The following is a 13478-nucleotide window of genomic DNA, read 5'->3' as shown; positions in this document are numbered from 1 at the left end:
GGGAAAAACGCGGGTCGGTAACTTGGCAGTTTGGGCGGTGACATTCAAAATTATGTGAAATCCCGCGGCCGATTTTCCTATCATCTTTGAGTTACGACAACATTTGTTGGCGCTGCGGTGGGCTTGCAGGCATTCCGCGAGAGAAATCCGGTCGTCCCTCAACCGAAACAGGCATCGCGTCCCTTTTCGGTATCCCTCTCGCTTCGGGGCTACCGGCCGCCCTCAGGAACGCGAAAAGGGCCGGTGTCCCGGCCCTTGAATCTCAATCGAATCGAGGCGCTGTGCCGCTCGCGGCATCAGCACGGCGCCGATGGGAAGCGGGATCCGCCCCCATCCGCGTTCCGCATCCGCGATCAGTAATCGTAGCTGCGGCGGCCGTAACCGCGCCGGTCGTCGCGGTCGCGTTCCCGGAAGCGCTGCTCGCGGTAATAATCGTCCCGGTCGCGACGACGCATCTCGCGGTCGTAGTCGCGCTCACGCTGCCCCCGGGACCGAAGGTCGATCCCCGGACCGTTCGGGCCGATGGTAATCGACTGCGCCGAGGCCGGGGCGGCGACGGTGATGCTCGCCGCGACGACAGTGCCGGCGAGCAGGGCGGTCATGGTCTTCGTCATGATATCTTGCTCCCTCTGGGTTCGGGGGCCAATGCATCGGCGCTGATCAGGTTCCGATATTTCCCTGATCCGGCCTCTGACAGCGGATCGGCCGCCCTCCATTGCAAAACGTCTTTGTCGCCCGGGTCCGCCGCGCATCGTTATGGGCACGGTGCAGGCGAAAGGCCGCCCCCGCCGGCCCGATCGGTCCGGCCCGCGATGGGAGCTCCTAGAAATCGCCTGACGCGGCATCGGCGGCGCACTCTGGTATGGGAGCCCGCAAGCGTTCCGCCGCGGGGCCCGATCGGGCACGGAGCGGAACAGACGTCCTGCCTGGAAGCCGTGCCATGCCCGCCCGTCCGCTGGTCCTCTATCCCGATCCCCGCCTGCACCGGGCAGCCGGGCCGGTCACCGCCACGGGGGAGGGCGTGCGCGCGCTGGCGGCGGACGTGCTCGACACCCTCGGCGCCGTCTCGGCGATGGGGCTGACCGCGATCCATATCGGCCGTCCCGAACGGGTGGTGGTGATCCGCCTGCAACCGGACGAGCCGCACGCGGTCTATGTCGATCCCGTCCTCGTCTGGGCCTCGCCCGAGCGGGCCGCGCATCCGGAGGGGAGCGTCTCGATGCCGGGGGTCGTCGAGCCGGTGGAGCGGCCCGCGCGGGTCCGGGTGCGCTACCGCGACCTCGACGGGGCCGAGCACGAGGAGGAGGCCGAGGGCCTGCGCGCCGCCTGCCTCCAGCACGAGATCGACCAGCTCGACGGGATCTTCTGGATCGACCGGCTGAGCCGGCTGCGCCGCGAGCGCGTCCTCAAGCGCTTCGCCAAGCTGCGGACGCAGCAGGCGCGCGCGGGATCGTGAGGCGCGGCGCCGGGGCGGCGGCGCTCGGTGCGGGGCCTCGGGCATGGTATGGCGGGCTTCAGTGCTCCGGTCCGGGGGCCGGCAACGGCCATGCGGGAAGGGGTTCTGCCGCCCGAGGCCGATCCATGTCCCGCCCGCTGCTCCGCGTCTTCCGGACCCTCGCCGCTCCGGCGGTCGTAACTCTGGCTCTGTCCGCGCCGGCCGCCTTCGCGCAGGCCACCGCGCCCGGCACGGGGGGCAGGGCGGGAGATCCGAAGGCGCAGGCCCGGCCGGCTTCCGCGGTCGGCTGCACCTCGCTGGCCAACCTGCGCAGCCTCCTGCGCAGCGCGGGGGAGGATCGCGCCGCCGCGCTCGCCCTCGCGACCGATCCGAAATCCGATCTCGGCTGCCGCCCCGTGGATCGGGCCGCGGTCATGGGCCTCGCCGACCACGTCGCCCTCAACGGCCGCGCCTACGACTGCCTCACCCTCAAGGGTACGGCGGTGTGCCACTGGACGGTGGCGGGCGCCGTCACGCCGCCCGAGCGCCCGGCGGCCCCGGCGGCAAAGCCGCCCCGCGGCAATGCGGCGGGCGGCAACCCGGCGGGCAAGTAAGGCGGCGCGGGCAGCCCCTAGGCCGCGCGGTCTCAGAACCGCGCCGTCAGGAACAGGCGGAGGTTGCGGCCCGGTAGCAGGATCTCGTCCTTCTTGAACGAGGCCGAGTTGCGGATGTCGTCGTCGAGCAGGTTGCGGCCCTGGAGGCCGAGCGTCACCTCGGTGGCGCCGTAGACCGCGGGGTCGAGCGCCTGGGTGTAGGCGAGTTCGGCGCGCAGGTCGTTCCAGCCCGGCGTCACCGTCTCGAACGGGGCGATCTCGGTGTGGTCGAAGGCGTGGAGCAGGTTGATCCGCGCGAACCAGCCGTTCGCTCGCACGAAGGCGCCGCCGCCGAGCCGGTGGGGCGGGATGCGCGGGACGTAGGAGCCGTCGTCGAACTGGGCGCGGACGAAGTCGTACTGCGCCTCGAGGCCCGCCCAGCCGTCGCCGACCGCGAACAGGTCGAGCTGCGCGCCGATCTCGGCCCCGTAGAAGGTGGCGTTGGCCTGCGAGTAGACGACCTGTTGCAGCTCGTCGCCGGTGCCGCAGGAGGCGAAGTCGTCGTCGCAGCGGTTGCCGGTGTCGCGCTTGAAGATGAAGCCGGTGTAGCGCGTGTAGTAGCCGGTGGCGTCGAGGCGCAGCGGCCCGTCCGCCCGGCGCAGGGAGATCTCGACGGTGCGCGCGCGCTCCAGCCGCAGGGTCGGATCGCCGATCTCGAAGGTCGCGGTGGCATCGTGTGGCCCCTGCGAGAACAGCTCGTAGCCGGTGGGCGCGCGCTCGACATAGGAGCCGTTGAGGCTCGCCACGAAGCCGTAGGGCAGATCCTGCAGGGCGCCGATGCTGGCGCTCTTCGGGGCGAAGCGGCGGGTCAGGGCGAAGCTCGCCGGATCGGTGCCGTCGGGCAGGAAGTCGCCGGGAAACAGCGTCGCGATGCTGTTGAGCCGGTCGCCCTCGATCCGGCCCGCCGCCTGGAATCGCAGGCCGCCGCCCACCGCCAGCTCCTCGAACAGGTAGCCGGCGAGCATCCGCGACTCGGTCGGCGGCAGGAAGCTCTCGAGCTGCGAGTTCAGCACCCGCCGGCCCGCCTGGACGCCGACCGCGCCGGTGAGCGTGCCCAGCGCGGTGAAGGCCGGAACGTGCTGGGCCTCGAAGCGGGCCTCGACCTCGCGGTTCTTGAAGATCGCCTGGACGCCCTCGACCCCGTCCTCGCCGATGCCGATCTCCTCGTGGCGGTAGACCGAACCGCCGGCCCAGAACCGCAGCACCTCGAACGGCCCGTTCAGCGGCCGGTACTCGCCGCGGGCGAGCAGGCGGTCCTGATTCGGGGTCAGCCGGGTGCGCGCCTCCTCGGCTTCGCCGCCGGGAATCTGGTAGATCGCGTCGTAATGGCTGTAGGAGAGGCCGAGGAAGCCGCGGTCGCCGATGGCCGAGATGCCGACCGAGCCGCCCTGCGATTCGGTGGCCGAATTGCGCTGGATGCCGCCGGGGATCGCGTAGGAATCGGTGGCGGTCTTGAAGCCGTCGGCGTGGACCGCGATGCCGTCGGCACCCGCATCGACGCTCGCCGCGCCGGTCCGCCCGTTATCGACCGTGGTGTAGCCCGTCGTGACCTGCCCGGTGACCCCGCGCGCCGGGATGAAGGTCGGCACTTGGTTGTTCTCGGTCGAGACCACGCCGCCGATCGCGCCCGAGCCGTAGCGCAGCGTCGCGGGGCCGCGGATCACCTCGATCCGGCTGGCGTTGAGCGGGTTGATCGGCACCGCGTGATCCTCGCCGAGATCGGACACGCCGCCGTTGACGATGCCGTTCTCCTGGATGCGCACCCGAGCGTTGTCGAGGCCGCGGATGATCGGCCGCGAGGCCGCCCCCGGCGCGTAGGTCGAGGCGGAGATGCCTGGCCGGTCGAACAGCGCGTCGCCGAGCGTGCGCGGCTGGTCGCGGGCGATCCGCTCCTGCGGCACCACCGTCACCGGCGAGAAGGTGTTGGTCACCACCGGCAGCACCTCGGCCGCACGGGCGGGGAGGGTGGCCGGCGCGGGCGAGGGGGCGGCGGGCCGGCCCTGGATCGGGCTCACCGAGGTGACGCTGATCTCCTCCAGCGTGGTCGCCTCCTGCGCCCGCAGCGCAGGGATGGTTCCGGGGGCCGCGCTCAGCACCGCCCCCGCCGCCAGCAGCATCCGTCCCGAACGTCCGCGCCGCATTCCCGTCGATCCAACCTTGTCACGTTACAATGTTTCATCACAGGGGTGTTACAACGTTGCAAGGCCTATCCGCCCCGCCTTCCGCCGCGAGCCTCGATGTGTGGCCGGCCTGCATCAGAGGCACGTTCGGTGCGCGGCTGCACGGCGCGCGCTGCGTGGGCCGGTGCGCGGCGTCGCAGGCGCTTGTACCGAGCGGGGCCGGACGTGACATTGCAGTCTCGTTCCGGGGGGGGTGTTGCCTGTCGGGATCTTCTGTTCCGGAACCCGATGTCTGCCAGCGTGCCTCCCGACGTGCTCCTGCCTGCCCTCCGCCTTCTCCTCCTCGCTCTCGCCCTCCTCGTCCTGCTCTTCCTCGTGCCGCTCGCGACCCACGCCCTGTGGTGGAATGCGAAAGGGGGACGTGCGGAGAACTGGTCGACGGCCGACTGGTCGAGCGCGGGCCTGCTGCCGCCGGCCGCCGCCGTGCCGGGAGCGATGGTGCGGGTCTACGCCGCCCGGGTCGGGCGCTGGCGGGGCATCTTCGCCCATCACAGCTGGGTGGTGATCAAGGAGGCGGGCGCGCCCCGCTACACCCGCTACGACGTGGTCGGCTGGGGCGCGCCCGTGCGCACCGACGCCTACGCGCCGGACGGGCGCTGGTTCGGCAACGCGCCGGAGAGCGTGCTGGCCCTCGACGGCGAGGCAGCGGCGCGGGCGATCCCCGGCATCCGCGCGGCGGTGGCCGACTATCCCTATCGCAGCCAGGGCTCCTATCGGGCGTGGCCGGGGCCGAACTCGAACACCTTCGCCGCCCACGTCGTCGCGCGCATCCCCGACAACGACGTGCCGCTGCCGCCGACCGCTTTGGGCAAGGACTGGACGCCGCCGGGCCGCTTCGCCGAACTCACCCCGAGCGGCACCGGCCTGCGCCTGTCCTGGCGCGGCTATGTCGGCCTCACGCTCGGCTGGGTCGACGGGCTGGAACTCAACCTGCTCGGCGCGGTGGCGGGTCTCGACTGGCGCCGCCCGGCCCTCAAGCTGCCCGGCTGGGGCCGGATCGCGCTGATTCCCGGCGCAGACGCGGGCAAGGCGGTGCCGTCGCCGGAGCCCCGTTCGGCGACCCGCCCCGTCTCCGGCTGAGATGTCCCCGGAAGGGGGCCTCAGCGCTTCGAGGATTTCTGGCCCGGCAGCGTCACCTCACCCTGCCACTGGCCGGCGAACTCGGTCTTCGACGTGTAGGCGAGGGAGAAGCTGCCCTTGCCCTTCGTGCCCGCGAACTCACCGGTGGCCGCGCTGTCCCGGTAGGTGCCGGTTGCCGTGACGCGGCCCTGGGCGTCGGTCGTGACCGTCCCCCGGTAGAGGCTCGAGGTCGTGCCGCCGGGCGTCGTGAAGGTGATGGTGCCCTGCACCGGCCCCTGGCCGTTCTTGAGCGTGACGGTCTCCACCCACTGCACCCGGGCGCCGTCGAGCGGGGTGCCGGGGCCGGTGTTGATCCCGGAGGCGGTCTGCTGGAGCTTGACCTCGTTGGGCCCCAGCACCTGCGGCGCCTGACTGTCGACGCGGCCGGTGAAGCTTCCGCCCATCGGCATCGCGAGGGCGGCCGTCGGAAGGACCGGGGCCAGCGACAAAGCGGCGGCAAAGGCGGCGGCAGGGGGGACGGCAAGGATCGTCGATCTGCGATACATCGCGTTTGCTCCCTCGAACATCGTGTTGGGCAGCCGCGCGGCGCGACCGCACGGGAAGTCTCATTGAAGAAAAATCCTGCCGTCAACGCCGGGCGCGGGCAGGGAGGAAAGGCCATTCTTCGAGCTTCTTCCGCATCTTGGGACACGTTTCGTCTGCGCGCGCGTGGCGCGTCGTCCGAATGGGGCAGGTGCCTAAGCCGGAAGATCCGGCCGCCCCCGATTCGTGCTACCGGTGCGGGCACCGTTCTCGACCGCCGACCCCTTCCCTGACCCCTTCCCGAACACGATGACCGACCTGCTGATCCGCCCGGCCCAGAGCCGCGACCACGACGCGATCTGGACGATCCTGGAGCCGATCCTGCGCGCGGGCGAGGCCTACGCCCTGCCGCGGGACTGGGACCGGGCGCGGGCGCTCGCCTACTGGTTCTCCCCGGCCCACCATGTCTTCGTCGCGCAGGACGCCGACGCGGTGCTGGGCAGCTACTACATCCGCGCCAACCAACTCGGGGCCGGCGACCATGTCGCCAACGGCGCCTACGCCACGCATCCCATGGCGCGGGGCCGCGGCGTCGCCCGCGCCATGGGCCTGCATTCCTTCGAGGCCGCCCGGGCTCAGGGCTTCACGGCGATGCAGTTCAACATCGTCGTCGCCACCAACACCCATGCCGTCGCCCTGTGGACGAGCCTCGGCCTGCGGGAGGTCGGCCGCCTGCCCGGCGTGTTCCGCCATCCCGTGCACGGGCCGGTCGATGCGCTGGTGATGCACCGGAGCCTGTGAGGCGGCTTGAGGAGCCGCGACGGTCCCTATGCCGCGCGGGAGGCGTCGGCCTGAAGATCGATGTACCGGCAGGCGAGCGCCAGGACCCGCGGTACGGCGTGGCTCTTCGCGTAATAGGCGACCATGCGCCGGGAAATGCCGAGATGGGCCGCCGCCGCGTCGTAGGTCAGCCCGTGGCGCTGAAGGAAGGCGGCGAAATCGGCGTTCGTCATCGTTTCCTCGGCCAGCCCCTCCAAGCTGTCGGCGCCGATGTCGAGGTCCGCGTCGTCCGGCCAGACGATGGACCGACCCCCTTCGCCGAGCCGGACGGCGCGGAACTGGGCGGCGTCTTCGCGCAGGGGGCGGAAGACCTTGTAGGTCAGGATGATCGGAGCGAGATCGACGACATCGCTGCGGCCGACGCGCGCGCCCTCCGCCCAGGTGAGGGCGACCTCGTAGGGCCCGCCCGCCACGACCGAAGCGAGGCGCGGCAGCGGCTCTCCCACCGTAATCCTGTCAGTCGCGCTCATTGAGGCGCCTCCATTCGGCCATCCGTTCGTCGCGCCGTCCCTCGGCCCAAGCCACCACTTCGGTCAGCGCCCGTCGCGTGATCGTGCCGCGCAGCACCTGCAGGTCCCGGATCGTGATCAGGGCGTGGAAGTCTGGACCGACCACATGGATATGGGGCGGGGCATGATCCCGCGAGCGCAGCTCGATCCGGAAGGCATCGAAGATCTTATAGGTCGGCACGGCACGTCGGCTCTTCGTGCCAAATCATGGTGCAACCATTGCACCAAAGCAACCGGGTTCGGGCAACGCGTCCCGGCCGGTTTGTAGCGCGGCCGTATTGAAACGGCCCGCGGCACGGACATGATGGTCGAGAGACACTCGGGGGCCAGAGGCCTGCGACTTCGCATTGTCCTCCGTACGCCGATGGCCGGCCCGTCGGAACAGTGCTCCGGGAGGGCACCGCTTTGAGCTTCCTGATCTGCCTCGCGGCGCTCTTCTTCCTGATGGGGATCGCCTATCGCGGCTTCTCGGTGATCCTGTTCGCCCCCGTGGCCGCCATGGGCGCGGTGCTGCTGACCGATCCGGCCGCCGTGCCGGTGCTGTTCTCCGGGCTGTTCATGGAGAAGCTCGTCGGCTTCCTGAAGCTGTACTTCCCCGTCTTCCTGCTCGGAGCCGTCTTCGGCAAGCTCATCGAGATCTCGGGGTTCGCCCGCTCCATCGTCGGCGCCGTCACCGGGCTCCTGGGCGAGGGGCGGGCGATCGTCGCCATCGTGCTGGTCGGCGCCATCCTCACCTATGGCGGCGTCTCGCTGTTCGTGGCGGTCTTCGCCGTCTACCCCTTCGCCGCCGAGCTTTTTCGCCGCTCGAACATTCCGAAGCGCCTGATCCCCGGCACGATCGCCCTCGGCGCCTTCACCTTCACCATGGACACCCTGCCGGGCACGCCGCAGATCCAGAACATCATCCCGGCCTCCTTCTTCAAGACCGACGCCTACGCCGCCCCCTGGCTCGGGGTGATCGGCGCGCTCTTCGTGTTCGGCGTGGGCGTCGCCTACCTCGAATGGCGCCGCCGCCGGGCCGGGGACGAGGGCTACGGCGAGGGCCATACCAACGAGCCGCAGGCGGTCGAGGATTGGGTGGTCATCCACCCCCTGGTCGCGCTCCTGCCCCTCCTCGTCGTCGGGATCGGCAACCGGCTCTTGCTCGCGTGGATCACCGCCTCCTACGGCGAGCAGGCGAGCGCGGCGCTGACGCCGGAGATGGCGGCCCACCCCGTGACCGTGCCGATCAAGACCGTGGCGGCGATCTGGGCGGTGCAGGGCGCGCTTCTGCTCGGCATCGTCGCCACCGTGATCCTCGGCTTCCGCAACCTCGCGGAGCGCTTCTCCGAGGGGTCGAAGGCGGCGGTGGCGGGCGCGCTGCTCGCCGGCATGAACACCGCCACCGAGTACGGTTTCGGCGCGGTCATCGCCGCGCTCCCCGGCTTCAAGGTGATCTCCGACGCGCTCTCGGCGATCCCGAACCCGCTCATCAACGAGGCGGTGACGGTCAACGTCCTGGCCGGCGTCACCGGTTCGGCCTCGGGCGGGCTCTCCATCGCGCTCGCCGCCCTGTCCGGCCGCTTCATCGAGGCGGCGCAGGCGGCGGGCATCCCGCTGGAGGTGATGCACCGGGTCGCCTCCATGGCGAGCGGCGGCATGGACACCCTGCCGCATAACGGCGCCGTCATCACGCTGCTCGCCGTCACGGGGCTCACCCACCGGCAGTCCTACGGCGACATCTTCGCCATCACGATCATCAAGACCGTGGCCGTATTCTTCGTGATCGGGGTCTACTACCTGACCGGCTTGGTCTAGGATTGTGCCCGCCTACGTTGCGCGGGTGGCTATCGGACGTTGCGCCCTGATGCGCTGAAAGCGCATCTCAGGCCGAGGCTAAGGCCGGTCCGGCGGCAACGGGGCGCGATGGACAACCCCCGGAGGCCCCCATCGATGAGCACAGCCGCCACCCTGCCTTCCGCGCGTGCGCCGCTCCACAAGTCCCTGTTCGTGCAGGTGATCGCCGGGCTCCTGGCCGGCATCCTCGTCGGCGTGCTGGCGCCCGGCGTCGCCGGGGTGCTGAAGGTCCTGAGCGACGCCTTCCTCCGGCTGATCGGGATGATCGTCGGGCCGATCGTGTTCTGTGTCGTCGTGCACGGCATCGCCGGGGCCGGCGACCTCAGGAAGGTCGGGCGGGTCGGCGTGAAGGCGCTGATCTACTTCGAGGCGATGACGAGCGTGGCCCTCGTGCTCGGGCTCGCGCTCGCCTACCTCGTCGGGCCGGGCCACGGCATGAATGTCGATGTCGGAGGCCTCGATGCCGGGGCGCTCGGCAGCTACGCCGATTCCGCGCACAAGCTGCAGGGCGGCGGCATCGCGCAGTTCCTTCTCGCCGTCATCCCGAAGACCGTGTTCGACGCGCTCGCCCGCAACGACGTCCTGCAGGTGCTGTTCTTCGCCGTACTGTTCGGGGCGAGCCTCGCTTTGGTCGGCGGCGAGAAGGCCAGGGCGGTCTCGGACCTGATCGACGCGCTGGCCACGGTGCTGTTCAAGGCCATGGGCCTGATCGTGCGGGTGGCCCCGCTCGGGGTGTTCGGCGCCGTCGCCTACACGGTCGGCCGCTACGGCATCGGCTCGCTGGCGCAGCTCCTCTCGCTCGTGGCCCTGTTCTACCTCGCGGTGGCGTTGTTCGTGTTCGTGATCCTCGGCGCGGTGATGCGGCTCGCGGGCCTCAGCCTCGTCAAGTTGCTGATCTATCTGCGCGAGGAGCTGACCATCGTGCTCGGCACCAGCTCCTCCGACGCGGTGCTGCCGCAGGTCATGCGCAAGCTCGTGCGGCTCGGAGTGAAGGAGTCCACCGTCGGTCTCGTGGTGCCCACGGGCTATTCCTTCAACCTCGATGCCTTCTCGATCTACCTGACGCTCGCGGTCGTCTTCATCGCCCAGGCGACCAACACGCCGCTCTCGTTCGGTGACCTGATGCTGGTGCTCGGCGTCTCGCTGATCACCTCGAAGGGCGCCCACGGCGTGCCCGGCTCGGCCATCGTGATCCTGGCCGCGACCCTGAACGCCGTCCCCTCGATTCCCGCGATCGGCCTCGTGCTGGTGCTCTCGGTCGATTGGTTCGTCGGCATCGCCCGGGCGGCCGGCAACCTGATCGGCAATTGCGTCGCCACGATCGTCGTCGCCGCCTGGGAGGGCGACCTCGACCGGGAACGCGCCGAGCGGGTGCTCGACGGCCGCGAGAGCGTCGACCTCACCGCCGGCTAGAGCCTCGTCCCGAAACGTCGCCGGCTTTCGGGACGATGCAAAAACAACGAGTCCGCGCATGGAGGGTATGACCGAACGGATGGCCCCGAGACCGGTTTCCGACGGGTAAGGCGCCGCGCCGGTCGTGCACCGGTCGTGACGGAGCCGAGGACACGACCGGAGTCGGGTATGGCGGGAACGGCACTGATCGCGGGCGTCGGCGGGATCGTCGGCAACAATCTCGCGCGGCACTTGGTGGGGCGGGGCTGGACGGTGGCGGGGCTCGCCCGCCGCCCGCCCGAGATCGCCGGCGTCACCCCGGTCGCCGCTGACCTGCTCGACCCGGCCGCCCTTGCCCGGGCGCTCGACGGGCAGGCGCCGACCCATGTCTTCCTCGCCACTTGGCTGCGCCAAGCCACGGAGGCCGAGAACATCCGCGTCAACGCGGCGATGGTGAAAAACCTCCTCGACGCCCTGCGCCCGGCGACGAGCCTGCGCCACGTGGCCCTGGTGACGGGGCTCAAGCACTATCTCGGGCCGTTCGAGGCCTATGGGAAGGGCAGCCTGCCGCCGACGCCGTTCCGCGAGGAACTCCCGCGCCTCCCTGTCGAGAACTTTTACTACGCGCAGGAGGATGCGGTGTTCGAGGCCGCCGCGCGCGATGGTTTCACTTGGAGCGTGCACCGCCCGCACACCATCGTCGGCTACGCGCTCGGCAACGCCATGAACATGGGCGTGACGCTCGCCGTCTACGCCACGCTGTGCCGGGAGACCGGGCGCCCCTTCCGCTTCCCCGGCTCGGCGGCGCAGTGGAACGGCCTCACCGACGTCACCGACGCGCGGCTTCTGGCCCGCCACCTCGAATGGGCGGCGGTGACGCCAGCCGCGCACAACGAGGCCTTCAACGTCGTCAACGGCGACGTCTTCCGCTGGCAATGGATGTGGGGGCGGATCGCCCGGTGGTTCGGGATCACGCCCGCCCCCTTCGACGGCGAGGTCAACCCGCTCGAACACCAGTTGGCGGGGGCCGCCCCGCTCTGGGCGGAGATCGCGGCGCGCCACGGCCTGATCGAACCCGACCTGAACCGCCTCGCCTCGGCCTGGCACACCGATGCCGATCTCGGCCGCCCAATCGAGGTCGTCACCGACATGAGCAAGAGCCGGCGCCTGGGCTTTCTCGACTACCAGCCCTCGGACGACGCCTTCTTCGACCTGTTCGAGCGGCTGCGGGCCGACCGGGTCATTCCCTGAGCGGATCTCACCCCGCCGTCCCGGCCTTCTGCCGCCGGGTCGGATGGGTCATGGCTTCGAGTTCGAGCAGCGCGTTGAGCTGGGCCTCGGTCAGCAGGCCCTCCTCCAGCACCAGCTCGGCGACCGGCCGGTTCTCCTTGAGGGCGCGGCGGGCGATGCGGGAACTCGCCTCGTAGCCGAGCGTCGGCGCCAGCGCCGTGACGAGACCGATCGAGCCCTGGACGAGGCTGCGGCAGCGCTCGCGGTCGGCCTCGATGCCCTCGACGCAGCGCTTGGTCAGGGTGTCGATGGCCGCGCTCAGCATCCGCAAGGAGCTCAGCACGCAGTAGCCGATGGTGGGCTCGAAGGCGTTGAGCTGGAGCTGGCCGCCCTCGGCGCAGAGGGTCACGGTCAGGTCGTGGCCGATCACCATGTAGGCGACTTGATTGACCACCTCCGGGATCACCGGGTTGACCTTGCCCGGCATGATCGAGGAGCCGGCCTGCACGGCGGGCAGCCGGATCTCGCCGAGCCCGGTGCGGGGGCCGGACGAGAGCAAGCGCAGGTCGTTGCAGATCTTGGAGAGCTTCACCGCCACGCGCTTCAACGTGCCGGAGAACAGCACGAAGGCGCCGAGATCGGAGGTCGCCTCGATCAGGTTGGAGGCCAGCACCATCGGCTGGCCGGAGAGCCGCGACAGCTCCTCCACCGCCAGCGCGGCGTAGCGCGGGTCGGCGTTGATGCCGGTGCCGATCGCGGTGGCGCCCAGATTCACCTCGCGGAAGAGGCCGACGATCTCGGTCAGCCGCGCCACGTCCTCCTTGATGGTGGCGTGGAAGCCGTCGAATTCCTGGCCCAGCGTCATCGGCACCGCGTCCTGGAGCTGGGTCCGGCCCATCTTCAGCACGTCGGCGAATTCCACCGCCTTGCTCTTGAAGGCGTAGGCGAGGTCGTCGAGGGCCTTCACCAGGGGTTGCGTGGCGAAGATCACCGCGAGCCGCAAGGCCGTCGGGTAGGCATCGTTGGTGGACTGGGCCATGTTGACGTCGTCGTTGGGATGCAGCGCGGCGTAGTCGCCGGGCGCCCGGCCCATCAGCCGTAGGCCGACATTGGCGATGACCTCGTTGGCGTTCATGTTGGTCGAGGTGCCGGCCCCGCCCTGGATCGCGTCGACGACGAAGGCTTCGGCATAGACCGGGTCGGTGGCGACCAGGGTGCAGGCCTCGTCGATGACCTCGGCCTTCGCCTTCGAGAGGTAGCCGAGCCGGTGGTTGGCGCGCGCCGCGGCCTGCTTCACCAGGGCGAGCGCCCGGACCAGTTCCGGATAATGCCCGACCGGCACACCGGTGATCGGGAAGTTCGCCACCGCCCGCTTGGTGTGGATGCCCCACAGGGCGTCGGCCGGCACCTCGCCCTCACCGAGCAGGTCGTGTTCCGGGCGGGTCTTGGCCGTCTCCATCGCCACCTTGCGCACGGTGGCGACGGCCAGATCCTCCTCGGAGCGGGAGGGCTCCGTCCCGACGGTGTTCCGGGAGGCTTTGCGGAGGGCCTTTTTGGCGGCGCCCTTGCCCCCGCTCTTACCCCTGCCCTTGCCCGCCCGCTTGTCTGGATTCTTGCCCGGTTTCTTGCCCGGTTTCGTGCCCTTGCCCGAGTGCTCTGCCGAGCGCTGGGTCTCGGTGTCCGCCGTCGTCTTCGCCACGCGAGCCTCCCCGGTCGATGCTCGGGCCGGCCGGGGTGTCGGATCCGCGCGGCCGGCTGCCGCCGGGACGGTGTTGAGATCCGTGCGGGTGGCTCTGTCAAT

The 13478-nt window shown here is 70.5% G+C and carries 13 protein-coding genes; 7 read left to right on the top strand and 6 right to left on the bottom strand.

The genetic code is table 11. The features are described 5' to 3' along the window. Nucleotides 1-353: 353 nt before the first annotated feature. On the bottom strand, nt 354-614 hold the full coding sequence (locus tag HNR51_RS13590) for a hypothetical protein (RefSeq protein ID WP_012456129.1): 261 nt from the start codon (nt 612-614) through the stop codon (nt 354-356). A 326-nt stretch (nt 615-940) separates the two neighbouring features. On the opposite strand from HNR51_RS13590, the gene HNR51_RS13585 reads away from it, so the two are divergent. Beyond that, complete coding sequence (locus HNR51_RS13585) at nt 941-1456, top strand: peptide deformylase (protein ID WP_182555254.1); 516 nt, start codon at nt 941-943, stop codon at nt 1454-1456. A 125-nt stretch (nt 1457-1581) separates the two neighbouring features. Next, on the top strand, nt 1582-2049 hold the full coding sequence (locus HNR51_RS13580; RefSeq protein WP_182555253.1) for a hypothetical protein: 468 nt from the start codon (nt 1582-1584) through the stop codon (nt 2047-2049). Between the two features lie 32 nt (nt 2050-2081). Here the strand turns inward: HNR51_RS13580 and HNR51_RS13575 are convergent, their stop codons facing one another. Next, the gene (locus HNR51_RS13575; protein ID WP_182555367.1) at nt 2082-4205 is read right to left on the bottom strand and encodes a TonB-dependent receptor; all 2124 of its coding nucleotides are present in this window, start codon (nt 4203-4205) and stop codon (nt 2082-2084) included. Between the two features lie 291 nt (nt 4206-4496). Between HNR51_RS13575 and HNR51_RS13570 the strand changes: the two genes are divergently transcribed. Next, a complete protein-coding gene (locus tag HNR51_RS13570) occupies nt 4497-5348 on the top strand; it encodes a DUF3750 domain-containing protein (RefSeq protein ID WP_210280009.1) in 852 nt (283 codons plus the stop codon). A gap of 20 nt (nt 5349-5368) precedes the next feature. On the opposite strand, the gene HNR51_RS13565 is transcribed toward HNR51_RS13570, so the two are convergent. Then, on the bottom strand, nt 5369-5893 hold the full coding sequence (locus tag HNR51_RS13565; RefSeq protein WP_182555252.1) for an Ig-like domain-containing protein: 525 nt from the start codon (nt 5891-5893) through the stop codon (nt 5369-5371). A gap of 286 nt (nt 5894-6179) precedes the next feature. Between HNR51_RS13565 and HNR51_RS13560 the strand changes: the two genes are divergently transcribed. Then, complete coding sequence (locus HNR51_RS13560) at nt 6180-6671, top strand: GNAT family N-acetyltransferase (protein ID WP_182555251.1); 492 nt, start codon at nt 6180-6182, stop codon at nt 6669-6671. A 26-nt stretch (nt 6672-6697) separates the two neighbouring features. On the opposite strand, the gene HNR51_RS13555 is transcribed toward HNR51_RS13560, so the two are convergent. Both HNR51_RS13555 and HNR51_RS13550 read right to left on the bottom strand, forming a co-directional pair. Further along, a complete protein-coding gene (locus HNR51_RS13555; RefSeq protein WP_182555250.1) occupies nt 6698-7180 on the bottom strand; it encodes a DUF2442 domain-containing protein in 483 nt (160 codons plus the stop codon). Further along, the gene (locus tag HNR51_RS13550; RefSeq protein WP_210280008.1) at nt 7167-7400 is read right to left on the bottom strand and encodes a DUF4160 domain-containing protein; all 234 of its coding nucleotides are present in this window, start codon (nt 7398-7400) and stop codon (nt 7167-7169) included. The genes HNR51_RS13555 and HNR51_RS13550 overlap by 14 nt, the downstream gene beginning before the upstream one ends. A gap of 224 nt (nt 7401-7624) precedes the next feature. Here HNR51_RS13550 and HNR51_RS13545 point away from each other — a divergent pair, with 224 nt between their 5' ends. From HNR51_RS13545 to HNR51_RS13535, 3 genes are all read left to right on the top strand, one after another. Then, nucleotides 7625-9016, top strand: a complete 1392-nt coding sequence (locus tag HNR51_RS13545; protein ID WP_182555249.1) for a GntP family permease — start codon at nt 7625-7627, stop codon at nt 9014-9016. A 135-nt stretch (nt 9017-9151) separates the two neighbouring features. Beyond that, nucleotides 9152-10468 (top strand): dicarboxylate/amino acid:cation symporter, encoded by a 1317-nt coding sequence (locus HNR51_RS13540; protein WP_182555248.1) that lies wholly within the window; start codon nt 9152-9154, stop codon nt 10466-10468. A 168-nt stretch (nt 10469-10636) separates the two neighbouring features. After that, nucleotides 10637-11698, top strand: coding sequence for an SDR family oxidoreductase (locus tag HNR51_RS13535; RefSeq protein ID WP_182555247.1), 1062 nt, complete (start codon nt 10637-10639; stop codon nt 11696-11698). 7 nt (nt 11699-11705) lie between these two features. On the opposite strand, the gene HNR51_RS13530 is transcribed toward HNR51_RS13535, so the two are convergent. Then, nucleotides 11706-13376, bottom strand: coding sequence for an aspartate ammonia-lyase (locus tag HNR51_RS13530; protein WP_182555246.1), 1671 nt, complete (start codon nt 13374-13376; stop codon nt 11706-11708). Nucleotides 13377-13478 lie beyond the last annotated feature (102 nt).

Origin of the sequence: Methylorubrum thiocyanatum (assembly GCA_014138645.1) — a bacterium.
Taxonomy (GTDB): domain Bacteria; phylum Pseudomonadota; class Alphaproteobacteria; order Rhizobiales; family Beijerinckiaceae; genus Methylobacterium; species Methylobacterium thiocyanatum.
Note: the sequence above shows the minus strand (reverse complement) of the source record. Positions and strands in the feature narration are given on the sequence as shown.

Excerpts from the sequence above, each read along its gene's own strand:
- HNR51_RS13560 (WP_182555251.1), top strand. The coding sequence starts at position 6,180 with ATGACCGACCTGCTGATCCGCCCGGCCCAGAGCCGCGACCACGACGCG.
- HNR51_RS13585 (WP_182555254.1), top strand. The coding sequence starts at position 941 with ATGCCCGCCCGTCCGCTGGTCCTCTATCCCGATCCCCGCCTGCACCGG.
- HNR51_RS13575 (WP_182555367.1), bottom strand. The coding sequence starts at position 4,205 with ATGCTGCTGGCGGCGGGGGCGGTGCTGAGCGCGGCCCCCGGAACCATC.
- HNR51_RS13570 (WP_210280009.1), top strand. The coding sequence starts at position 4,497 with ATGTCTGCCAGCGTGCCTCCCGACGTGCTCCTGCCTGCCCTCCGCCTT.
- HNR51_RS13540 (WP_182555248.1), top strand. The coding sequence starts at position 9,152 with ATGAGCACAGCCGCCACCCTGCCTTCCGCGCGTGCGCCGCTCCACAAG.
- HNR51_RS13565 (WP_182555252.1), bottom strand. The coding sequence starts at position 5,893 with ATGTATCGCAGATCGACGATCCTTGCCGTCCCCCCTGCCGCCGCCTTT.
- HNR51_RS13555 (WP_182555250.1), bottom strand. The coding sequence starts at position 7,180 with ATGAGCGCGACTGACAGGATTACGGTGGGAGAGCCGCTGCCGCGCCTC.
- HNR51_RS13590 (WP_012456129.1), bottom strand. The coding sequence starts at position 614 with ATGACGAAGACCATGACCGCCCTGCTCGCCGGCACTGTCGTCGCGGCG.
- HNR51_RS13580 (WP_182555253.1), top strand. The coding sequence starts at position 1,582 with ATGTCCCGCCCGCTGCTCCGCGTCTTCCGGACCCTCGCCGCTCCGGCG.
- HNR51_RS13535 (WP_182555247.1), top strand. The coding sequence starts at position 10,637 with ATGGCGGGAACGGCACTGATCGCGGGCGTCGGCGGGATCGTCGGCAAC.